This is a genomic window from Hymenobacter glacialis (assembly GCF_001816165.1).
GTDB lineage: Bacteria > Bacteroidota > Bacteroidia > Cytophagales > Hymenobacteraceae > Hymenobacter > Hymenobacter glacialis.
Map to the genome: position 1 here is coordinate 1 of NZ_MDZC01000015.1, position 21792 is coordinate 21792.

Here is a 21792-nt window from a genome sequence, read left to right on the forward strand (position 1 = left end):
CTGAAGGAGGCGCAGAAGCCGCAGAACGTTCTGCGGCTTCTGCGCCTCCTTCAGCGCCCTCTGCGGGCTAAAAATCAGATGAGTTTGTCCATGTTTTTCAAATACGTTTCCAGGTCCTTATCGCCGCGGCCGGAGAGGTTCACCACCACCACGTCGTTGGGGCCGGCGCCCAGCTGGCCGAGGGCCGAGAGGGCGTGCGCCGTTTCCAGCGCCGGAATAATGCCTTCTAAGCGGCTGCACTCGCTCACGGCTTTCAGGGCTTCGTCGTCGGTGATGGAGATGAACTCCGCCCGGCCCGAGGCGCCCAAGTGGGCGTGCAGCGGACCAATACCTGGATAGTCGAGGCCCGCGCTCAGCGAATACGGCTCCGTAATCTGGCCGTGCTCGTCCTGCATCAGCAGCGTGCGGCTGCCGTGAATGATGCCCGGCGTGCCCAGCACCGACGTAGCCGCCGAGTGCCCGGAATTGATGCCGTGGCCCGCCGCCTCCACCGCAATGAGCCGCACGGAGGGCTCGTCCAGGAAATGATAAAACGCCCCGGCAGCGTTGGAGCCGCCGCCTACGCAGGCCACCACAAAGTTGGGCAGCTCGGTACCGGTTTTCTCCAGCAGCTGGGCCCGCATCTCCTCGCTGATAACGGCCTGCAGGCGCGCCACCAAATCGGGGTACGGGTGCGGCCCCACCACCGAGCCGATGATGTAGTGCGTATCCACGGGGTTGGCAATCCAGTCGCGGATGGCTTCGTTGGTGGCGTCTTTCAGGGTTTGGCTGCCGCTGGTCACGGACCGCACTTCGGCGCCCAGCAGGCGCATGCGGGCCACGTTGGGCGCCTGGCGCTCAATGTCGGTAGCGCCCATGTACACCACGCAGGGGAAGCCCATCAGGGCACATACCGTGGCCGTGGCCACGCCGTGCTGGCCCGCGCCGGTTTCAGCAATGATGCGCTTTTTGCCCAGCCGCTGGGCCAGCAGAATCTGCCCCACGGTATTGTTGATTTTGTGTGCCCCGGTGTGGCACAGGTCTTCCCGCTTCAAAAACACGCGGGTGCCGTAGCGCTCCGACAGCCGCTTGGCTTCAAACAGCGGCGTGGGTCGGCCCACGTAGTCGCGCAGCAGGTGCTGCAGCTCCATCTGAAAGTCCGGGTCGGCCAGAATGTCCAGGTAGCTGGTGCGCAGCTCTTCCACGTTGGGATAAAGCATTTCGGGAATAAAAGCGCCACCGAATTCACCGTAGTAGCCGCGGGCGGTGGGCTGCTGATAGGAGGTTTGCATATCGTTGTTTGATTTTTTTTTAGTGGCCGTCATGCTTATCTGGCGTCCGCTTGTCGAAGCATCTCTACCGCAATACTAAATTGATTACTTACGCGGTAGAGACGCTTCGGCTACGCTCAGCATGACGTTCTTTTTTTTCGATTCATGATTTACTACTCTCGGTTCACACGCAACGCCTGCAGCATTTGCGCCAGTCGGCCGGCATCCTTCACGCCGGGAGCGGTTTCGAAACCGCTGTTCAAGTCAACACCCACCAGGCCGGGCAGGCGCAGGGCTGCTAGCTCGGCGGCGTGCTCAAGGGCCAGCCCACCGGCCAGGAAATAAGGCACGGGTAGGTTGTAGCCAGCCAGCAGCGACCAATCAAAAACGGTACCGTTGCCGCCGGGCGCAGCGCCTTTGGTGTCAAAGAGGAAGAAGTCACAAAACGGCACGTAGGGCAGCAGCCTAGCTACATTCACAGCGTTGCCCACCGAAAAGGCTTTCATCACCAGCAGGCCGGCTTCGCCCAACTCCTCGCATTGCGCGGGCGGTTCCTGGCCGTGCAGCTGCACTGCAGCCAGCCCAAACCGGCGGGCGGCTTCCAGAATGGTCTCGGTGGTGGCGTTCACAAATACGCCCACTTTCCAGATGCTGGCGGGCAGCCCCTGCACCTTTTCAGCGGCCAACGCCGCCGCCATGTACCGCGGTGAGGCCGGCGCGAAAATAAAGCCCAGAAAGTCCGGGGCCAAAGCCGCTACTTCTGCCAGGGCCGCCTCGTCGCGCATGCCGCACACCTTCACCAGCAGCCGCGACGGGCCCACCGGCGCCGGCGCCGTAGCCTCCGGCAAACCGGCGGCAAGCGCAACATCAGCAGGAAGGTGGCGAGGCGTTTTCATGGCAGTGCTTAGAAGGTGACGGCAGCTTTAGGCAGGGCTGCAATATCCTGCACCAGGGCCGCGCAGGCGCGCTCGGGCCGGGCGTCGCGCATGAACGCTTCGCCGAGCAGGAAACCCCGGTACCCCACTTCGCGCAGCTGGCCAATGGCCGCGGCGGTGGAAATGCCACTCTCGGACACCTTCAAAAACTCGTTGGGGATGGCGTCGGCCAGCTCCATTGACGTATCAAGGCTCAGGCTGAAATCGTGCAGGTTGCGGTTGTTGACGCCGATTAGGTCAACAGCGTCGGCATCAGCGGAGCGGGCCAGCTCTTCGCCGTTGTGCACTTCCAGCAGCACTTCCAGGCCCAGCGAGCGGGCCAGGCCGCCCAGCGTGTGAATTTCCTCGGGCGTGAGCACCGCGGCGATGAGCAGCACGGCATCGGCCCCGATGCTCTTGGCTTCCAGAATCTGGTACTCCCCCACCACAAAATCTTTGCGGAGAATGGGGCAGAAATTGATGCGGCGCGCCAGGGTCAGGTCCTCGTTCTTGCCACCGAAAAACTCTCCATCGGTGAGAATGGAAAGCGCCGCCGCGCCGGCCTGCATGTAGCCCAGCGTGGTGCGCTCTACCGACGCGTACTGGTTTATCCAGCCCTTGGAAGGCGACTTGCGCTTGAATTCGGCGATGAGGCCGCTGCTGTTTTCACGCAGCAGGTACTGACGCATCGAAAGGGGCTTGGACTGGAAATACAGGCTGCTCTCCAGCAGCTTGACGGGCACCAGCTCCTGACGGGCGGATACCTCTTTCCGCTTGTGCGCGACGATGGTTTCTAGGATGGTGGACTGAGACATGACTTAGCAAACAGAAGGGCGAAGCTTTTGCTTCACTCGGCAATGAATATTTATTTAACCAGCCGCGAGTGAGCGGCTGTTATTGGGTGTTCAGCATGGTTTCGAAGGCGCGCCGGGCCGCGCCGGAATCCAGGGATTCGCGGCTTTGGGCCAGGGCATCGTCCCAGCCCAGGCCCGGGCGGGCGCACTGCAGCGCCAGGGCGGCATTGGCCGTCACCACGTTGCGCTGGGCGGGGGTATACGCTCCGCTCAGAATTTCCTTGAACAGCTCGGCTGAGGCGGCGGCCGTGCTGCCGCCGGCCAGGTCGGTGGCTGTGCAGGCGGCCAAGCCCAATGTTTCGGCGGTGAGCAGCCGCTCGCCTTCAAACGAGGAAACGACTTTGGCCGGGCCGGTCAGGGCCAGCTCGTCGTAGCCATCCAAGGCGTGCACCACGGCGTAGCGGGTGCCCGTGGCCTGCATCAGGTAGTGGTACACGCGCTGCAGCTCCAGGTTGAATACGCCCAGTAGCTGGGCGTTGGGCCGCGCCGGGTTCACCAGCGGCCCCAGGATGTTGAAGAAGGTGCGCAAGCCCAGCTCACGCCGAATGGGCCCGGCATGGCGCATGGCCGGGTGGAACGCCGGTGCGTGCAGAAAGCAGATACCGGCCTGGTCGAGCTGTCGGCGCAGCTGGTCGGAGCTGGCTTCGAAGTTGTAGCCAAAATGGGCCAGCACATTGGACGCGCCCGACACCGACGACACGCCGAAGTTGCCGTGCTTGGCCACCTTCACCCCTGCTCCAGCCACCACAAAACAGGCCAGCGTGGAGATGTTGATGGTGTTTTTGCCATCGCCGCCCGTGCCCACAATGTCCAGCACCTCGTTGGTGCCCAGCTGCGGGTCCCGGCTCAGGTCGAGCAGGGCTTGCCGGAAGCCCGCCAGCTCGGCCACCGTGATGGGCCGCATGCGGTACACGGCCAGAAAAGCGGCGGTCTCGGCCGCGTTGGCCCCGCCCTCGCCCAGCTGGCGCATGGCAGCGTGCGCCTCGGCATGCGACAGCGGCTGGTGGTCGAATAGCTTGTTAAGAATGTGTTTCATTTTTTAAGCCTGTAACCGCAGGGTGTTCAGAACGTCATGCTGAGCGCAGCCGAAGCATCTTTACCGCGCAACTATATGATTTTACTACAGCGGTAGAGATGCTTCGACTGCGCTCAGCATGACAACCTTTTTTAATAATTAAGCCAACTCAGCCCAGCCAGTTTTCCAGCATTTTGGCGCCGTGCTCGGTGAGGATGCTTTCGGGGTGGAACTGCACGCCGCGCACGTCGTAGTGGCGGTGCCGGAAGGCCAGCACTTCGCCGTTGGCGTCGCGAGCCGTGGTTTCCAGCTCAGCCGGCATGGTTTCGGGGCGCACGGCCCACGAATGGTAGCGGCCCACCTGGAAGCGGGTGGGCAGGCCCGCGAACAGCCGCTCGTCGGGGGCCGTTACTTCGGCCTCGTTGGCCACGCCGTGCAGCACCGCGGGCATGTTGTAGAGCGTGGCGCCGAAGCTTTCGGCCAGGCCCTGGTGGCCCAGGCACACGCCCAGAATGCGCTTGGTAGGCGCGTAGGCTTTAATAATCTGGGGCATGAGGCCGGCTTCGGCGGGAATGCCGGGCCCGGGCGACAGCATAATGGCATCGTAGGCGTCCACGGCGGCGAGGGGCAGCTGGTCGTTGCGCGTCACGGTGAGGTTGGCGCCGTGGCCGAGCTCGCGCAGCAGGTGCACCAGGTTGTACGTGAACGAGTCGTAATTATCGAGAACGAGGATTTTCATAGGGGTTGAACTTGATAAGGAACGTCATGTCGAGCGCAGCCGAGACATCTTGCTCGCTTCGTCGGAACGTTTGGGTAGTGGTGGCGCGCGAGATGTCTCGGCTGCGCTCGACACGACGTTCTCTCCACTTTTAGGGTTGCTACCGTTCCTGCGCCGCTGCCCGCAAAGCGGCGCGCAGGGCACCCAGCTTGTGGTGCACTTCTTCCAGCTCCGACTGCACGCTGGAAGCCGCTACCACGCCCGCGCCGGCCTGGAAATACAGCTGGTTGCCGGTACTCAAAAACGAGCGAATCATGATGGCGTGGTTGAAGTTGCCATCGAAGCCCAGGTGGCCGATGCAGCCGCCGTAGTAGCCGCGGGCGGTGGGTTCAAGGCCGTCGATGAGCTGCAGGGCGCGGTGCTTGGGCGCGCCCGAGAGCGTGCCGGCCGGGAAGGTATCGGCCACCACCTGCAGGGTGTCGGTGCCGGCGTCGAGCTCTGCCGTTACGTGGCTCACGAGGTGGATGACGTGGGAGTAAAACTGAATTTCGCGCAGGATGCGGACCTGCACCTGGCTGCCGTGGCGGGCCAGGTCGTTGCGGGCCAGGTCCACCAGCATCACGTGCTCGGCGTTTTCTTTGGGGTCGGCGGCCAGGCGCTGGGCGGCGGCGGCATCGGCGGTGTCGTCGCCGGTGCGGCGGTAGGTGCCGGCTATGGGGTAAAGGCTGGCTTCGCGGCCCTGCACCAGCACCTGGGCCTCGGGCGAGGACCCGAAGATTTTGTAGTCGCCGTAGTCAAAGTAAAACAGGTACGGCGAGGGGTTGATGGACCGCAGGGCCCGGTACACGCTGAACTCATCGCCGGAAAATTCCTGCTGAAAGCGGCGCGAGAGCACAATCTGAAACACGTCGCCGCGCAGGCAGTGGGCCTGCCCCTGGGTGAGCCGGGCCAGAAATTCCGCATCGGTCTGGTTGCTCACTTCCTCCCCCACCGTAGCAAAATCGAAGGCCGGCACGCTGGGGTTGCGCACCAGGTTTTCGAGGCGGTCGAGGCCGTCGGTGGCGGGCTCGCCGGCCACGCCGTGCTCAAACAAAAACAGCTCCTGCCGGAAGTGGTTGAAAGCAATGACGTAGCGGAACACCCCGTAGCGAATGAGCGGCACGTCGCCAGCGGGCACCTTGGCCGCGTCAAAGGTCACGTCCTCAAAGCTCTGCACCGCCTCGTAGCCCATGTACCCAAACAGGCCGGTACTGATGAAGGGCATCTTAGCGGCCGATTCGTCGGCGGTGAAGGCGGCGGCGAACTGCCGCAGCTCGGCCAGGGCCTGGCGCGGCTCGCTTAGCTGCCGCACGCTCGGCTCGGCCTGGCCCGGAAAGGACTGCCGCAGCTCGCCGCCGCGGCGCAGCTCAAAGGTGCCCAGCGGCTCGCACACCAGGTAGCTGAAGGCGTTTTGCTGGCCGTGGTAGTCGGCGCTTTCCAGCAGCAGGCAGTTGGAATACTGGTCGCGCAGGCGCAGGTACAGGCCCACCGGGGTCACGGTGTCGGCCAGGAGGCGGCGGTGGCGGGTGGTGAGTTGGGTTGGCACGGAAGCGGGAAGTGAACTGAGGAGGCAGGTTGGTGACCGCCTCGGCTAGTAATAAAAAACAAAAAACCCGGCTGCGGGCCGGGCTTTTGTGTTCAAAGGTAAAATCAGGGGTGACTTCACTAAGCGCACGGGCAGGCCGGTCCGATGTTTCGGAACTGCCACCACCAAGCCTGGGAAGTACGTTTTAAGGTCATTTGTAGAGATGCGCTTATTTAAACGCGACGCAAAGTTAACAGACATTTACTGAAACAACAGCAACAGACCCTCAGCAACTATGCAATAGTGGTAATTATTACTTCCATTACCTACCGAATTGTTAGCTCGACCAAATCAGTCAACCACGGCTATTTCACACCATTACCCCCGGCCCAGCTAGCGCTTGGCCGGGCTGGGCCGGGTGCGGGGCGCGGCACCAAACAGAAACCGATACGCGGCCGGAAATTCCCGCCGCCAAAACCATTCCTTGTGCTCCCCATCGGCCGGGGCACTAAACGCCAGGTTGGCCGGTGGCACGCCTTGGGCCTGAAGGTCGCGGCGCCAGGCCGCCATCAGCGGCAGCATGGTTTCGGATTCTTTGGGGCCGCACACAAAATAGAACCGGGTAGAAGGCGCCGGCGGGTGCTGCTTCGCGAAGGCTTGCAGGGAATCATTGCACACCCAAAACGCGGGCGAAAATGCCCCTACCCGCCCAAACACACGCGGGTACTTGAGGGCGGCATACACCGATATCAGGCCGCCCAGGCTGGAGCCGGCCACTCCGGTATGCGCCGCATCGGGCTGGCTGCGGTAGTGCGCGTCGATGTAGGGCTTGAGGGTGAGGGCCAGGAAATCGACGTAGGCGCCGCCCTGACCGCCGGCTTTTATCTGGGGGTTGTGCCAGGGAATGTACTCGTCGGCGCGGTGCTGGTTGTCGTTGTCCACGGCCACCACAATGGAGCCCGTGGGGTCCTGGCCGGCGGCGCGGAGGCGGTCCAGGGTTTCGTCTACGCCCCACTCGCCGCTGAAGCTGGTGGCCTCGTCGAACACGTTCTGGCCGTCGTGGAGGTAGAGCACGGGGTAGCGCCGCTGTGGTTTTTTGGCGTAGTCGGCGGGCAGGTACACCAGCACGCGCCGGGTGCGGCCCAACTGGGGCATGCCGAAGCTGTCGCTCAGCAAATGGACCTGGGCGGTGGCGGTGTGCTTCCTGGGGGTGGCGGCGCCGGGCTTGCTCCAGCCCGCTACGTCGTGGCGTACTTCGGTGGCCTGGCGCAGGTCGGCCCGGCGGTTGGGCAGGGGCTGCTGGCTGGCATTGGTCTCGGCGGTGGCCCAGCTGCCGCGCGTAAACTTGTACTCAACGGCGCCCAGGGTGCCGGGCAGGCTGATTTGGTAGGTGCCGTCGGCGTTTTTGAGCAGGGCGTACGCGGTGCTGTGCGGGTTCCAGTTATTGAAGGAGCCGGCTACAAACAGTGTATCGGTGGGCGGGGTGTTGGCGGGCACCCGGTCAATTTTCAGGACGGTCTGGGCCGCAGCGGAAAGGCTTCCCAGGGCGAGGCCTGCTGACAGGAAGACGAGGTTGAGGGTGTGCACTTCGGTTCGGTCTTACTTATCGAATGGTTTCGCCAGCACCGGCGCCGCGCTCGGAGGCCTCCATTTTGCGCAGCGTGTACACGGCCCGCACAGAATCGACGCCGGGCAAGCCGTTGGCGCCAAAATCCAGCAGGTACCCCCGCTTCTGCGGGCCTTTCACAAAGTGGCGGTATTCTTCGGCCGACTCCCGTACCACGTACAGGACTCCGGACGAGGGCACTTTGAGACGGGAATAAGAGCTGCGTCCATCGCCAACCGGCCGGCGGGTAGCTTCGGCCACCGAGCTGGTGCCCAGCAGGCGGTACCTGGTAATGTCGCTGCCGGGCAGGGGCAGGTTGCCGAGGCCGTCAACAAACACCTCCCGGCGGGCCATGAGCTGCTCCAAATCCAGGGTTTTGAGCAGGCCCAGATTTTCCTCAGACAAGATGAGCTGCTGCACGGCTTTGCCCGGAGCAGGCTCCTGATAATACACCAGCACGGGCTTTTTGAGCTTGACCTTGCCCACGTAGAGGGTAGAGGCCGGTTTCTTTTCGGTTTCTTCTCGCCGGGTGGTGATGGGCGCGTACACCACGGGGTCCGCTTTGGGGATGCTTCTGGCGGCAGGCATTGCCCTGCTTACCGGAATGGGCTTGCGGGGGCTGGGCCGCGACTGCGCGCTGACGCCGACCTGAGCCCCGGCGAGCAGCAGTGCAACAAGCGGGAGGGTCTTTCTCATTTTCTCAGGAAAAGTCAAATGTAACCAGGTACCAGTGGCCTTGCAAAAGCTTTGTGGCAAGAGTCGGGCGGAAGCAGTGCCATTCAGGACCGAATACGAGCACCATCTCACCGCCATGATGCTACGGAGGATTGATAGCAGGGCTTGGTTTTGGACTTCCTGCATTTATCCTAAATCCTGGCAGCTCCGTTTTGGGCTGTAGCGCCGTTCGCTTCCCACTTCTGCGGGCGGCTAAAAATAGTGCTAACCGCCTCCTTCCCAGCGGGGACTTAATCTGTCGCACACAGTTTGCTTCAATGTCCGCGTGGGATTGTACCGGTCCTTGGCACTGAATTCAACAAGGGGCATAAAACATGAGCACCGGTTTACAACTTATTCATTTATAGTGTTTTATACAATAAATTGTTTCCCACTTATTTGTTTGCATTTCTGCTGCATATGATTAGATTAATTGCTTTTTATGGATGTGCCAGCAGGCCACAAAATCTGTGAGCAATGCATTGTAATGCCATATAATGGGTAACTTGCACCCTTTCAGATTTTGCCAAATCTTTAATCCTCCCCACCACTCACTTTTTTCCACCAAATATCTGTTTCCCATGAAACACCCTTATCTGGCAAAACTATTGTTTCTGCTGTTATTCGCATGCTTTGGTCTCGTTTCCGAGGCCGTTGCGCAAACTGGCTCCCTGAGCGGCCGGGTTACCGATAGTAAGAACGAAGGCATTCCCGGCGCCACGGTGCTGGTAGAAGGCACTTCGCTGGGCAGCTCATCCAACGTGGATGGCACCTACAGCATCCAGAACGTCCCAGCCGGAGCGCAAAACCTGGTTATCTCATTTGTGGGCTACACCACCGTGCGCCGCGCCGTGACCGTGGTGGCCGGGCAAAATGCCCAGGTTTCGGCCACGCTGGCTGAAAGCACCACCCAGCTTTCCGAAGCCGTGGTAGTAGCCTACGGCACCCAGCGCCGCCAGGACCTGACCGGCGCCGTGGAGCAGATTTCCGAGAAGCAGTTTGTGAAAGGCCAGGTAACCAACCCCGAGCAGCTCATTCAGGGCAAAGTGGCCGGCGTGCAGATTACCACCGGCGGCGGTTCGCCCGGCGCGGGCTCGCAGATTCTCATCCGTGGCGGCTCGTCGCTGGCGGCCTCCAACGCCCCGCTCATCATCATCGACGGCGTGCCGGTGGACAACACCACCATTCAGGGCACGGGCAACCCCCTCACCCTCATCAACCCCAGCGACATTGAGAGCATCACGGTGCTGAAGGATGCTTCTTCGACGGCCATCTACGGGGTGCGCGCCTCCAACGGCGTTATTCTGGTGACCACCAAAAAGGGCATTGCCGGTGATGTGATGCACGTGAACGTGTCTACGCAGCACTCGGTAGCTACCGTGGCCAAGTACGCGGACGTGCTCAACGCCGACGAGTTCCGGGCCTTGGTAAAGGCGCGCGGCACCAGTGGCCAGCAGGCCTCGCTGGGCACGGCCAACACCGACTGGCAGCGCGAGATTTTCCGTCCCGCCTACACCACCGACAACACAGTAGCCCTGAGCGGCTCGACGGGCATTCTCCCCTACCGCGTGTCGCTGGGCTACCTCAACCAGCAGGGCTTGCTGAAGCGCAACGAGCTGAGCCGCTACAGCGGCGCCCTGAGCCTGAACCCCGTGCTACTCGACGGTGCCCTGCGCGTGAACCTCAACCTGAAGGGCTCGTGGATTGACAACGACTTCTCGAACCAGGGTGCCGTGGGCGCCGCCGTGCGCTACGACCCCACTCAGCCCATCACCTCGAACGCCCCCAAGTACGCGCCCTTCGGTAGCTACGTGGAGTTCCTCGACCCCAGCGGCAACGGCCGCCTCAACTCCCTGGCCCCCCTCAACCCGATTGGCCTCATCAACACGCGCCGCGACCGCAGCACCGTGAAGCGCAGCATCGGCAACGTGCAGCTCGACTACAAGCTGCCGTTCCTGACCGGCCTGAGCGCCAACCTCAACCTGGGCTACGACGTGCAGCGCGGGCGTGGTACCGTGGCCGTGCCGGCTGCCGCCGCGCAGGCGTTCAACCAGTTGGGCGTGAACAACCAGTACGCTCAGGACCTGAACAACACCCTGCTCGAAGCCCTCGTGAAGTACGAGCGCACCGTGGGCCCCGGCAAGCTGGACCTGTTGGGTGGCTACTCCTACCAGAAGTTTCAGAACCGCTTTTTCATCTTCAACAACAACTCGGCCGACGGTAAAGTATTCCAGCAGCCGGCTTCGCTGACGTACAACAACTCGGACAACTTCCTGAACACCAACGTGCTGCTGGCCTTCTTTGGCCGTTTCAACTACAACATCGCCGATAAGTACCTCTTCACCGGCACGTTCCGGGCCGACGGTACCTCGCGCTTCAACCCCGAGCCCTTCGGCTTCTTCCCGTCGGGCGCGTTTGCCTGGCGCCTGAAGGGCGAGGATTTCCTCAAGAACTCGGAAAGCATCTCTGACCTGAAACTGCGCGTGGGCTACGGCAAAACCGGCCAGCAGGACCTGGGCGGCAACTTCTATCCTTTCCTGGCCGGCCTCACGCTCAGCAACAACCAGGCGCAGTACCAGCTTGGCAACCAGTTCATTCGCACCTTGCGGCCCGACCAGTACAACCCCAACATTACCTGGGAAACAACTTCGACCTACAACCTGGGCCTGGACTACGGCTTCTTCGGCGGCCGCTTCTACGGCTCGGTAGACCTGTACCAGCGCGACACCGAGGACCTGCTGAACTTCCGCACCGTGGCGGCCCTGGAAGGCCTCTCGAACGGCGGCACCTTCAACACGGGCTCGCTCACCAACAAAGGCCTGGAGGTAATTGCCAACGTGGACGCGTACAAGAGCGAGAAGTTCAACGTGACGGTGAACACCAACGCGACCTTCAACCGCAACCGCATCACCAAGCTCAACAACAACGACTCACCCAACGACATCGGCCAGGCTACCGGCGGCATTGCCGGCGGCGTGGGCAACACCATTCAGGTGAACACTGTGGGCTTCCCCGCCCAGTCGTTCTTCGTGAACAAGCAGGTGTACGGCCAGGACGGCAAGCCCCTGGAAGGCGTGTACGTGGACAGCAACGGCGACGGTGCCCTGAACAGCTCGGACCGTTACCGCTTCAAGTCGCCCCGCCCCGACGTCATCCTCGGCGGCGGTGCCAACCTCACCTACGGCGGCGCCAACCTGGCCTTCACCATGCGTTCGAACATCGGCAACTACGTGTACAACAACGTGCGCTCGGGCAGCTACTTCGACACCAGCACCAACGGCTTTGTGGGCAACGCCAACCGCGAAACCCTGAACTCCAACTTCAGCAACGCGCAGTACTTCTCGGACTACTACGTGGAGAACGCCTCGTTCCTGCGCATGGAAAACATCACGCTCGGCTACAATTTTGGCTCGCTTCTGAAGAAGGATTCAAACTTAAGCCTCTCGTTTGCAGTTCAGAATGCATTCCTTATCACCAACTACAACGGCATCGACCCGGAAGTAATTGGTGGCATCGACAATACGATTTACCCCCGGCCTCGTACGTTCACCGTGGGTCTGAATCTCGGCCTCTAATTCATCCCTAACTTCATCATTATCATGAATCAAAAATTCACCCGTACGTTAGGGATGCTGGCGCTGGCCGCCGGGCTAACGACCATGGCCTCGTCCTGCACCAAGGACCTGGACCAGGTACCCGACTATTCGGCCAACGCTGAGGTAGTGTACCGCGACCCAATTCAGATTAAGCAGGTGCTGGCCCGCCTCTACGCCACCTTCGCGGTGAGCGGCCAGCGAGGCCCCGCCGGCGCGCCCGACATCTCGGGCATCGACGAAGGTTTCTCGAACTACCTGCGCACCTACTGGCAGCTGCAGGAAATCACCACCGACGAGGCCATTCTGGGCTGGAACGACGGCAACCTGCCCAGCGTGAACACGCTGCAGTGGAACGCCGACAACGAGTTTGTGCGCGCCTGCTACGACCGGATTTATTACCAGGTTGCCCTGTGCAACGAGTTCATCCGCCAAACCTCCGACGCCAAGCTCTCGGAACGCGGCATCGGCGGCACCGAGGCTACCACCGTGCGCACCTACCGCGCCGAAGCCCGCTTGCTGCGTGCGTTGTCTTACTGGCACGCCATTGACTTGTTCGGCGGCGGTCCCTTCGCCACCGAGGAAGCCAGCATTGGCACCACGCCTCCCTACAAGACCCGCGCCGAGCTGTTCGCCTTCGTGGAGTCGGAGTTGAAAGCCCTGGACACCACCGAGGGCCTGCTGGCTCCCCGGGGCGAGTACGCCCGCGCCGACAAAGCCGTGGCCTGGACGCTGCTCACCAAGCTCTATCTGAACGCGCAGGTGTATACCGGTACCAACCGCGCCACCGACGCCATCACCTACGCCAACAAAGTGCTGGCGGCTGGCTACACGCTCACGCCAGACTACACGTTCCTGTTTCTGGCCGACAACGACAAGACGGCGGCCCGCAACGAAATTATCTTCCCCATTGCTTTCGACGGCCTCAGCACGCAGGGCTACGGTGGCATGACTTTCCTGGTGCACGCACCCGTGGGCCGCGCCATTCCCCCGGCTTCCATTGGCATCAACGGCGGCTGGGGCGGTTTGCGCACCAAGCCAGCCCTCACGCGCCTGTTCCCCGGCGGCGCCACCGGCACCACCGACAAGCGCCAGACCCTTTTCTTCACGAAGGGCCAAAACCCCAACGTGGACACCCTGGGCGCATTCAGCAGCGGCGTGCTGGTTACCAAGTATAAGAACGTGACTTCGACCGGCAAGGGCGGCAAGGACTCGAACGAGCAGGGCGGCTCGGGCGACTTCCCCGACACCGACTTCCCCATGTTCCGCTTGGCCGACGTGCAGCTCATGTACGCCGAAGCGGTACTGCGTGGCGGTGCGGGCGGCAGCCAAGCCCAGGCCCTGGCGCTGGTAAACGCTGTGCGGGCCCGTTCGGGCGCGGCGGCGCTCGCCTCCATTGCTCTGCCAGACATTCTGGACGAGCGCGCCCGCGAGCTGTTCTGGGAAGCCCACCGTCGGACTGACCTCATCCGCTTCGGCAAGTTCACCACGGGCAACAACTGGGCCTTTAAGGGCGGTGTGAAAGAAGGCCGCGACGTGGAACCCACGCGTGTGCTGTTCCCCATCCCCAACACGGACCGGGTGGTGAACCCCAACCTGCCGCAAAACCCCGGCTACTAAACTTTTTTCGGCCGCTCCTTGTTAAGGAGCCGGCTACTTAATGGTTTTATTCCTCTTCCTGAATTTTATGAAAAACTGGTTCCTAAATATTGCGGCCAGTGCTGTGGTGCTCCTCTCCTTCACTGCGTGTGAAAAGGACGAGACGAAGGTGACAATTGCCACCGCCGGAGCCCCCGTACTGACTGCCTCGGCCACCACGGCCACGCTCTCGCAACCCATGGCCAACGACAACGCCGTGAAGTATACCTGGGCTCCTGCCAACTTCGGCTTCGCAGCTGCTACTACCTATACCCTGCAGTTTGACAAAAAGGGAGGCAACTTCAGCAAGCCAATTTCCATTAATGCCGGCAGCGCCACCACCCGCACCCTGCGCGTAACGGAGCTGAACGACATCTTCATCAACCTGGGCCTGCCAGCTGATGCTGCCGCCCAAGTGGACGTTCGCGTGCTGGCATCGGTTGGTACCACGGCACCCACGCAAGCTTCGGCAGTGAGCACTATTGCCGCTACGCCGTATGATTTCTGTGCGATTCCGAAGGACTCCTGGGGTCTGGTGGGCCCGGCCGGCGACGGCTGGCCTGGTGCCACGGCCACCGACATCGTGCTGCCCTACGACTGCAAGGCCCGGGCCTATGTGCTGCGCATGCCGCTCAACGCTGGTCCTTTTAAGTTCCGCGCCAACAAAGATTGGGGAACCAATCTGGGCGGGGCTGGCAACCTAACCAGCGGCGTTCCCCTGACGCTGAACGGATCTGACTTGACTATTGCCACCGCCGGCACCTACACCGTGAAGCTGGTGGTTGCGGTAGACGCCGCCGACAAAGTGACTGGTGGTACCCTCACGGTAACCCCGTAGGTTATTATTCAAAAAGCACCCCGTGCATTCCCTTAAAAAGCCGCTGTAACCCAGCGGCTTTTTTTGTTGCCCCAGGCACATGCACTATACTTTCCCCAACCCTTAGATGAGCATACAGGCACAAGAGAGCCCACCCCAACACGAGCCCGTGGCTCATACGTTCTGCTCCCACCTACTGAACTGCATTCCCAAGCACTTTCACTTCTATGAGGGCCATGAGTACTGTTAGGTAGTGGTTCAGTGGCAGGCCTGGTATGGTAAAGGACCCTTCGTAAGGGCGACTGTTAAGTTGATTTTCATGACAACTTTTTGGGTTGCTGTTCAGGAGTGGACGTGCCAAAGTAAGCGGGTGCCGTTTAAAACATCGTGCTCATTGGGCATGTGCTCGCAGCCGATGCAGAGGGCCAAAAAAAAGCCTCGACGCGAATGCGCCGAGGCTTTTTTGTCTATTACCGAAAGTTATTCGATAACTACTTTGGCGCTGGTTTCCTCGCCGCCCACGTTGAGTTTCACAACGTAGATGCCGGAGCGCAAGCCGCTGAGCTTGTACGACTGAGCACCCGCCTGGGCCTCGCTGAAGCTGCGTACTTGCTTGCCAGTGGCGTCAAACACGCTCAGGGCTACGGCCTGCCGGCCCTGGGGAACCGTATAGGCTACCGAAACAGCCGAACCGGGATTGGGGTACGCACCAAAGCGCAGCGACTTGGCTACTTCGCTGCGGGTAGCGAGCAGGCCGCTTCCTACGCGGTAAGTCAGGTACTGATTGCCGGCAATAGCGGTGAAGTCCTGGTCCGGAGCAAATGGGGTGGTCCGGCCGGCAACGGGGGGAAATGTATCCGTAGTGAATACACCACCGTCGTTGGTATAGGCAATGAACATGTCAACAGCGCTGTTGGCAGTCAAACCCAATGCGGCTAGGTCAAACTCAAACTCCACGGCAGAGTTGGTAACGTTGGCGGCCAGGCTGGTGGATGCCAGGTAGGCTACCCGCGCACCCAACAATGGGCCAGCAGTAGCCGACGCGGTAATAGGCGTACCGGTTTTGTTGGCACCGCCTTGGTAGGGGTCAGCTACAGCAACTGTGTTGCCGTTGGTGTAATCAACGTAGCTGAAGTAAGCGCTGGAGGTAATTGATTTATCGAAAGTAAGACGAACGCCGTAGTCGACTTGAAAGTCGAAAGTAGGCCGAATTTTCAACGGGCTATCGCCGGCAGCGCCACCAATCAACCGCGTTCCGGCGGGCACGCCGGTTTTACCGGGTACGTTCAGGTAAGCAACAACGGCGGGGAAAGATTCGCTTTGCTCGAAAGAACCCACCACTGCTATGTACAGTTTGGTGGCAGACGTAGCCACGTACAGAGACTTCAGGCCCTTATCGGCTACGGAGTGCGTGCCGTTGTAGGAGCTAATGAGTTGGTACTTGTTGGCTGTGTTTGTGGCGGCGATTTCAGTGGCATCGACTTTGCCGTCGAGCGTGATTTGGGCTTGAGCGCCCAGTGAGCTGGCAACAAGTGCGCTGGCAGCAGCGAGAGTAAAGATTTTTTTCATGACAATGTAAAAAATGAGAATGGTGAAAAAAGGTAATGGAGAGTGGCTGAGCGCTAAATAAGCCCCTCAATGGCGCTAATTGAAGTAAATGTAAACAACTTGACGCTAAAAAAACAATTTTAAATAGTACTGTTAAGCTAGTTTTCAATTTAGCTACACACCAACTGCAAATCTACCCCCACGGGTTGTTGCCTCGTTGGTTGTTATTTTCGCCGGACTTCCCAATACAACCTGTCATTATGATTCTAATTGCCGACGGCGGCTCCACGAAGTGCAGCTGGTGCCAACTCGACGATGCCCACAACCGGGTATACTTTAATACGGAAGGGTATAACCCTGATTTTATTGATACCGCCGGCATCGTGGCTTCGCTGGGCAACAACCTGCCGGAGACCCTGCCACGGGACCAAGTACGCGAAGTGCACTTCTACGGCGCGGGGGTTTCATCGCCCCAAAAAGCCGAGGTGATTGCCGCCGCAATGCGACAGCTGTTTCCCAACGCAACGGTTACCGTGACCGAAGATTTGCTGGCCGCGGCGCGGGCGCTGCTGGGCCGCCAGCCCGGCTTTGCGTCCATTCTGGGCACGGGCACCAACTCCTGCCTGTACGACGGTGAGAAAATTACCTACAACGTGGACTCGCTGGGGTATTTCCTGGGCGACGAGGGCTCGGGCTCGTACTTCGGCAAGCGCCTGCTGCGCGACTACCTGCGCAACCTGCTGCCCGACGGACTCCAGGAAACCTTCCGCGAAACCTACGACCTGGGCAGCCGCAACAGTATTCTGGACCGGCTCTACAACCAGCCCCTGCCCAACCGCTACCTGGCCAGCTTCGCCAAATTCGCCTACGACCACAACAACGTGAGCTACTGCCGCGACATCGTGCTCGAAGGCTTCGAGACGTTCTTCAGCAACCTGGTGGTGCACTACCCCCGCTACCAGGACTACTCGTTCAACTGCATCGGCTCGGTGGGCTACAACTTCCGCGACGTGCTCACGCAGGTGGCCCGTGGCCACGGCATGGAGGTGGGCAGGATTATCCGCTCGCCTATCGACGACCTGGTGACTTACCACGAAGAGGCTTAACCAAACCCAGCAGGGTGCTTCAGGGGCTGGTTGAAGAATACCCTGAGTGGTCATGCTGAGCTTGTCGAAGCATCTCTACCGCTTCGTTGTACCGCTCAAATGAAGCGGTAGAAATGCTTCGACAAGCTCAGCATGACCGCCCAAGAACTTTCTAAACAGCTTCAATAAACCAAAAAGGCCGCCTCAAGTTGAGGTGGCCTTTTTGTTTGGAGCTGGCCACGATAAATGGCCGGGCGCAGCCGTGAACTAGTGCTGTACTACCAGGCGCGCCGTTTGGGTGAGCTGGCCGGTAACGATACGCACTAGGTAAATGCCGTTAGCGAGGGTTTGCACGGGCAGTTCCTGGGCATGCACGCCGGCCGACTGCCGGGGAACGGTGACGGTGCGCAGGGTAGCGCCCAGCAGGTTGTGCACGGTGAGGGTGACGGGTGCCGGCGTGGGCAGCTCGTATTCTACCAAGGCGGTGGTGCTGCTGGGGTTGGGGTAGGCCGTGAGGCGCAGGGCCGAAGTGCTGCGGGCGCGCGTGGCGAGCAGCGTGGTCTTCTTGAGGTTGCGCGAGGTGTACACCTTGTACTCGCCGGGCTGCAGGATGATGAGCGCCGTGGCGTTGGCCACCGTGATGCTGTCGCCGCTGAGGTAGTTGTACCACTTGCCGGTGCGCTGAAACTCCGGGTTGATGGTTGTGGCCGTCACGTCAAAATTGCCGATAACGGTGATGCTCAGGTTGGCGTCGGTGAGGTGAATGGACTTGGCGGCACCGCTCAGCTGCTGGGTGTAGGTGCCGGTTTCGAACACGGGCTGCGACTTCTTCAGGGCAATCAGCTCGCTGTACACGTTGTAGAGCTTGCGGCGGTTGGCGTTCTGGTAGTAATTCCAGAGAATGGGCTTGTTGCCGGTGCGGCCGTTCTGGTTGATGCTGATGTCGTAGCCAAGCTCGCCAAACTGCCAAATCATCTTCGGGCCGGGCACGGTGAAGAAGAAAGCGGCAGCGGCTTCGTTGCGGGCCAGGGCCACGTTCAGGTCGCGCACGTTGTGGGCCGGATTGGCCTGGTTGCCGAAGGTGAGGTTCTTGTACATGAGGCGCTCCTCGTCGTGGCTTTCCATGTAGGTCACCAGGTTGGGTTTGGTAAACCCACGAGCGCCAAAGTAGCCGCCGCTGAAATTGGAGCTGCTCACGTAGCCCATGGTGGCTTCGTTGTACTCATGCACCATGTTGCCCCATACCATCATGCCGTAATCGGTCAGCACCCGCTCTTCGGAGTTGTCGGCGAAGTGCTCCAGGATGGTAAACGTGTTGGCATCAATGGCTTTCATGAAGTCGTAATAATCCTTCCAGATGTTAATGCGCGACTGGTCGTACCGGCCCCAGGCGCCTACGTCGTTGGGATTGTTGACCTGCGTAAATCCCTTGGAAAGGTCAAACCGGTAGCCGTCGATGCGGTATTCCTGCATCCAGAACTCCATCACCCGCTTCGAGAAATACTTGGTGAAAGGGCTTTCGTGGTTGAAGTCGTAGCCCACGTTGAAGGGGTGGGTTGCATCCGTGTTAAACCATGGGCTGTTCGCCGTAGGCTTGCCGTTCTCAAAGTACATCTGCACCATCGGCGACTGGCCAAAGGAGTGGTTCAGCACCATGTCCAGCACCACGGCAATGCCGCGGGCGTGGCACTCGTCAATCAGGCGCTTAAGCGCCTCCTTGGTGCCGTAGTATTTGTCGGGCGCGAAGTAGAACGAGGTATTGTAGCCCCAGCTTTCGTTGCCCTCAAACTCGTTAATGGGCATCAGCTCAATGGCATTCACGCCGAGGCGCTGCAAGTAGTTGAGCGTGTCGCGCAGCGTGGCGTAGTCGTGTCGGGCAATGAAGTCGCGCAGGTGCAGCTCGTAAATCACCAGGTCGGTGCGCACCGGCCGCGTGTAGTTGGTGGTTTGCCATTGGTAGGCGGCCTGGTTGGTTTGCAGCACGGCCACGTTGCCGGTGGTCTGGCCCGTGGGGTAGGGCTTCAGGTTGGGGTAGGTCACGGCGGGGATGAACCGGTCGTCGCCCTGCAGAATCTTCTCCGAATACGGGTCTGCTACGCGCAAGGTGCCGTCTACCAGGTACTGGTAGCCGTACTCACGGCCGGGCGTGAGGCCGTTGATTTGCACCCACCAGTTGTTGCCGTCCGGCGTGCGGTTCATGTAAGTGGCGGTTTCGGCCTGCCAGTTGTTGAACTCGCCCAGCACGTACACAAACTGCTTGTTGGGCGCCGTGAGGTTGAGAATAACCGACGTGCCGCCGGCCAGGTACGTGATGCCATCTTTGGCACCGGCCGGCAACGCCGCCGTCACCACGGCGGGCCGCACCACAAACACGAGCGAGTCGGAAGCCTGCGTAGTGCCGCTGGTGGCCGTAAACTTCACCACGTTGCGGCCGGCCTGAGTGGCCGTAACGCTGGTGGTGAGCGTGGTGGCGTTGGCCTGCTGGGCCACTTGGGTGCGGTTGAGCGCTAAGGTCAAATTGGAAGCAGCCGAGGCCGTGCCGGTCACGCTGATGGTTGCGTTGGCGTTCACAAACAGCGGGTTACCATTGGGGTTTGGAGCTGGGCTGGTGATGCGGGCCGAAAGACCGGCCTGCGCCACGTCCACAAAAATATCGCCGCCGCCAGTGGCGCGGCCCGACCGGGAGCCATCGGCGTTCTTGAACAACATGCCCAGCCGGTAAATCACCTCATTGGCCTGCACGCCGGGGTAAAACGTGCGGGGCGTAAAGGTGATGGTGTACAGGTTGGGGTTGGAACTGGAGCGCGTCATCTTCGAGTCCGGGTCGCCGGTGTTGAAGGGCGAGCTTTTCACGTATTTCCAGGTAGTGCTGGTGGGGCTGGCCGTAATGGCACCGGTGTAGATGAATACATCTCCGGTGAAGTCCTTGAGGCCGCCATCGCCTTGGGTGGCATCGAAGATGATGGTAACGGGCGCGTTTTCGGTGAAGAAGACCGGCTGAGTGGTCACAACCTGCGCCGTGGCCGTCCAGGCCGTAAGCAGCGTGAGCAGCAGCGCCGTTACATGTCGAAATGCTTGCATAAGTAGTGGGTAAGTGGAAGATTGAAATAAAGAGAAAGCAGGCCAGCCCCCGCCGCGCAGTTGGCGATATGGCATAAGGAGTGGCAAGATACGGCGCAATAAACTCGGAGCCGCCGGGCACGCCGTACCTTTGGCACCTCCTTTTTGCTTACAATGACGTTCTTCTTCCGCCCTTTGGTTTCGCTACTGCAGGGGCTTGGCGTTGGCTTGGGAGCCGGGTTGCTGCTGGCGACGGCCAGCCCCGCCACCGCCCAGGTGGCGCCCCGGGCCGACAGCTCCCGCCTGGTGGTGCCACGCAGCCAGCGCTCGGCGGCAGCCGACTCGGTGGCCCAGCAGCGGCGCCGGCTGCGGTTGCTGGTGGGCGGCTCGGCCGTGGGCTACGGCGTGCTCTATACCGGCCTCACCACCTCGTGGTACACCGGCGAGCGGGCGCCGCTGCGCTGGTTCGACGACCTCTCGGAATGGAAGCAGCTTGACAAGGCCGGGCACTTCTGGGGCTCGTTCCAGATAAGCCGGGGCGCGGTGGACATGCTCCGGTGGACGGGCCTGAGCGAGAAAAAAGCCATTTGGTACGGCTCGTTCGTGGGGTTCGCCATCCAAAGCCCCCTGGAGCTACTCGATGGCCGCGACCCCGCCTACGGCGCTTCGGCTACGGATTTGGTGGCCAATTTTCTGGGTTCTTCGGCGCTGCTGGCCCAGCAGCTGGCGTGGCACGACATTCGCATCATGCCCAAATGGTCGTTTCACCTCACCCGCTACGCCGCCCAGCGCCCCAATGTACTGGGCAGCAACGTGCCGGAGCGCTGGCTCAAGGACTACAACGGCCAGACCTACTGGCTCTGCACCGACGTGGGCGCGTTTCTGCGGCCCGGCAACCGCTGGCCGCGCTGGCTGCAGCCCGCCGTGGGCTACGGGGGCCAGGACCTGGTGTACAACGATGCCGCAGCCAACGCGGCGGCGGGCCTGCGGCCCTATCGGCAGTATTATCTGTCGCTCGACGTGGACCTGCGGCGCATTCCCACCCGCAGCCCGCTGCTGAAAAAGGTATTCTACACGCTCAGCATTTTTCGCCTGCCCGCCCCAGCTTTGGAGTACAACGGCCGCAACGGCTTCCGCTTCCACAGCCTCTACCTCTGACCACGGATTAGCTCGGGTTTTAGCGGATTTCACGGATTTTGTAGCCGACTTTTTTTGTTGGTATCCAACGGGCTGCTGGAAGCATTCGCGGACATTCTGACGTCGCCAGGGGGCCGTGCGCAAGGTTTAAATGGCGACAAAGCATCTGTCGCCCCCTCAAAAACGTACTTTTGCAAACCCCCTCCTAACGGAAGGGTCAAAAGAAATTAAAACGGGATACCTCCGGCGGGCCAATAATCGTCCACAAAATCCGTGAAA

Annotated in this window: 15 protein-coding genes; 5 read left to right on the forward strand and 10 right to left on the reverse strand. The window is 60.9% G+C overall.

The features are described 5' to 3' along the window. Positions 1-74 precede the first annotated feature (74 nt). The 8 genes from trpB to BEN48_RS01295 form a co-directional block, all read right to left on the reverse strand. Positions 75-1271, reverse strand: a complete 1197-nt coding sequence (gene trpB / locus BEN48_RS01260; protein ID WP_070732362.1) for a tryptophan synthase subunit beta — start codon at positions 1269-1271, stop codon at positions 75-77. A 152-nt stretch (positions 1272-1423) separates the two neighbouring features. Next, positions 1424-2146 (reverse strand): phosphoribosylanthranilate isomerase, encoded by a 723-nt coding sequence (locus tag BEN48_RS01265; protein WP_083320647.1) that lies wholly within the window; start codon positions 2144-2146, stop codon positions 1424-1426. Between the two features lie 8 nt (positions 2147-2154). Further along, positions 2155-2979, reverse strand: a complete 825-nt coding sequence (gene trpC, locus BEN48_RS01270; protein WP_070732166.1) for an indole-3-glycerol phosphate synthase TrpC — start codon at positions 2977-2979, stop codon at positions 2155-2157. Between the two features lie 79 nt (positions 2980-3058). Beyond that, positions 3059-4054 carry an anthranilate phosphoribosyltransferase gene (gene trpD, locus BEN48_RS01275; protein ID WP_070732168.1) on the reverse strand — a complete coding sequence of 332 codons (996 nt, stop codon included), beginning with the start codon at positions 4052-4054 and terminating at the stop codon, positions 3059-3061. 148 nt (positions 4055-4202) lie between these two features. Beyond that, on the reverse strand, positions 4203-4772 hold the full coding sequence (locus BEN48_RS01280; protein ID WP_070732169.1) for an anthranilate synthase component II: 570 nt from the start codon (positions 4770-4772) through the stop codon (positions 4203-4205). A gap of 139 nt (positions 4773-4911) precedes the next feature. After that, the gene (locus BEN48_RS01285; RefSeq protein WP_070732172.1) at positions 4912-6336 is read right to left on the reverse strand and encodes an anthranilate synthase component I family protein; all 1425 of its coding nucleotides are present in this window, start codon (positions 6334-6336) and stop codon (positions 4912-4914) included. 372 nt (positions 6337-6708) lie between these two features. Beyond that, the gene (locus BEN48_RS01290) at positions 6709-7902 is read right to left on the reverse strand and encodes an alpha/beta hydrolase-fold protein (RefSeq protein ID WP_083320648.1); all 1194 of its coding nucleotides are present in this window, start codon (positions 7900-7902) and stop codon (positions 6709-6711) included. 16 nt (positions 7903-7918) lie between these two features. Further along, entirely contained in the window at positions 7919-8617 is a 699-nt protein-coding gene (locus BEN48_RS01295) for a hypothetical protein (RefSeq protein WP_125932417.1), read from the reverse strand. A 599-nt stretch (positions 8618-9216) separates the two neighbouring features. Between BEN48_RS01295 and BEN48_RS01300 the strand changes: the two genes are divergently transcribed. From BEN48_RS01300 to BEN48_RS01310, 3 genes are all read left to right on the forward strand, one after another. Then, on the forward strand, positions 9217-12210 hold the full coding sequence (locus BEN48_RS01300) for a SusC/RagA family TonB-linked outer membrane protein (protein WP_070732175.1): 2994 nt from the start codon (positions 9217-9219) through the stop codon (positions 12208-12210). A gap of 24 nt (positions 12211-12234) precedes the next feature. Next, on the forward strand, positions 12235-13848 hold the full coding sequence (locus BEN48_RS01305) for a RagB/SusD family nutrient uptake outer membrane protein (RefSeq protein ID WP_070732178.1): 1614 nt from the start codon (positions 12235-12237) through the stop codon (positions 13846-13848). Between the two features lie 67 nt (positions 13849-13915). After that, the gene (locus BEN48_RS01310; RefSeq protein ID WP_158010069.1) at positions 13916-14704 is read left to right on the forward strand and encodes a SusE domain-containing protein; all 789 of its coding nucleotides are present in this window, start codon (positions 13916-13918) and stop codon (positions 14702-14704) included. 459 nt (positions 14705-15163) lie between these two features. Here the strand turns inward: BEN48_RS01310 and BEN48_RS01315 are convergent, their stop codons facing one another. Then, on the reverse strand, positions 15164-16252 hold the full coding sequence (locus BEN48_RS01315) for a T9SS type A sorting domain-containing protein (RefSeq protein WP_070732182.1): 1089 nt from the start codon (positions 16250-16252) through the stop codon (positions 15164-15166). Positions 16253-16491: 239 nt separating this feature from the next. Between BEN48_RS01315 and BEN48_RS01320 the strand changes: the two genes are divergently transcribed. Continuing rightward, positions 16492-17337: an N-acetylglucosamine kinase gene (locus tag BEN48_RS01320; protein ID WP_070732184.1), complete on the forward strand. Its 846-nt coding sequence runs from the start codon at positions 16492-16494 to the stop codon at positions 17335-17337. A 246-nt stretch (positions 17338-17583) separates the two neighbouring features. Here the strand turns inward: BEN48_RS01320 and BEN48_RS01325 are convergent, their stop codons facing one another. Then, the gene (locus tag BEN48_RS01325; protein WP_083320649.1) at positions 17584-20397 is read right to left on the reverse strand and encodes a DUF4961 domain-containing protein; all 2814 of its coding nucleotides are present in this window, start codon (positions 20395-20397) and stop codon (positions 17584-17586) included. Between the two features lie 153 nt (positions 20398-20550). Here BEN48_RS01325 and BEN48_RS01330 point away from each other — a divergent pair, with 153 nt between their 5' ends. Further along, positions 20551-21534 (forward strand): DUF2279 domain-containing protein, encoded by a 984-nt coding sequence (locus BEN48_RS01330; RefSeq protein ID WP_083320650.1) that lies wholly within the window; start codon positions 20551-20553, stop codon positions 21532-21534. Positions 21535-21792: the final 258 nt, after the last annotated feature.

Excerpts from the sequence above, each read along its gene's own strand:
- BEN48_RS01265 (WP_083320647.1), bottom strand. The coding sequence starts at position 2,146 with ATGAAAACGCCTCGCCACCTTCCTGCTGATGTTGCGCTTGCCGCCGGT.
- BEN48_RS01310 (WP_158010069.1), top strand. The coding sequence starts at position 13,916 with ATGAAAAACTGGTTCCTAAATATTGCGGCCAGTGCTGTGGTGCTCCTC.
- trpC (WP_070732166.1), bottom strand. The coding sequence starts at position 2,979 with ATGTCTCAGTCCACCATCCTAGAAACCATCGTCGCGCACAAGCGGAAA.
- BEN48_RS01320 (WP_070732184.1), top strand. The coding sequence starts at position 16,492 with ATGATTCTAATTGCCGACGGCGGCTCCACGAAGTGCAGCTGGTGCCAA.
- BEN48_RS01300 (WP_070732175.1), top strand. The coding sequence starts at position 9,217 with ATGAAACACCCTTATCTGGCAAAACTATTGTTTCTGCTGTTATTCGCA.
- BEN48_RS01315 (WP_070732182.1), bottom strand. The coding sequence starts at position 16,252 with ATGAAAAAAATCTTTACTCTCGCTGCTGCCAGCGCACTTGTTGCCAGC.
- trpB (WP_070732362.1), bottom strand. The coding sequence starts at position 1,271 with ATGCAAACCTCCTATCAGCAGCCCACCGCCCGCGGCTACTACGGTGAA.
- trpD (WP_070732168.1), bottom strand. The coding sequence starts at position 4,054 with ATGAAACACATTCTTAACAAGCTATTCGACCACCAGCCGCTGTCGCAT.
- BEN48_RS01330 (WP_083320650.1), top strand. The coding sequence starts at position 20,551 with ATGACGTTCTTCTTCCGCCCTTTGGTTTCGCTACTGCAGGGGCTTGGC.
- BEN48_RS01280 (WP_070732169.1), bottom strand. The coding sequence starts at position 4,772 with ATGAAAATCCTCGTTCTCGATAATTACGACTCGTTCACGTACAACCTG.
- BEN48_RS01295 (WP_125932417.1), bottom strand. The coding sequence starts at position 8,617 with ATGAGAAAGACCCTCCCGCTTGTTGCACTGCTGCTCGCCGGGGCTCAG.
- BEN48_RS01305 (WP_070732178.1), top strand. The coding sequence starts at position 12,235 with ATGAATCAAAAATTCACCCGTACGTTAGGGATGCTGGCGCTGGCCGCC.
- BEN48_RS01325 (WP_083320649.1), bottom strand. The coding sequence starts at position 20,397 with ATGCAAGCATTTCGACATGTAACGGCGCTGCTGCTCACGCTGCTTACG.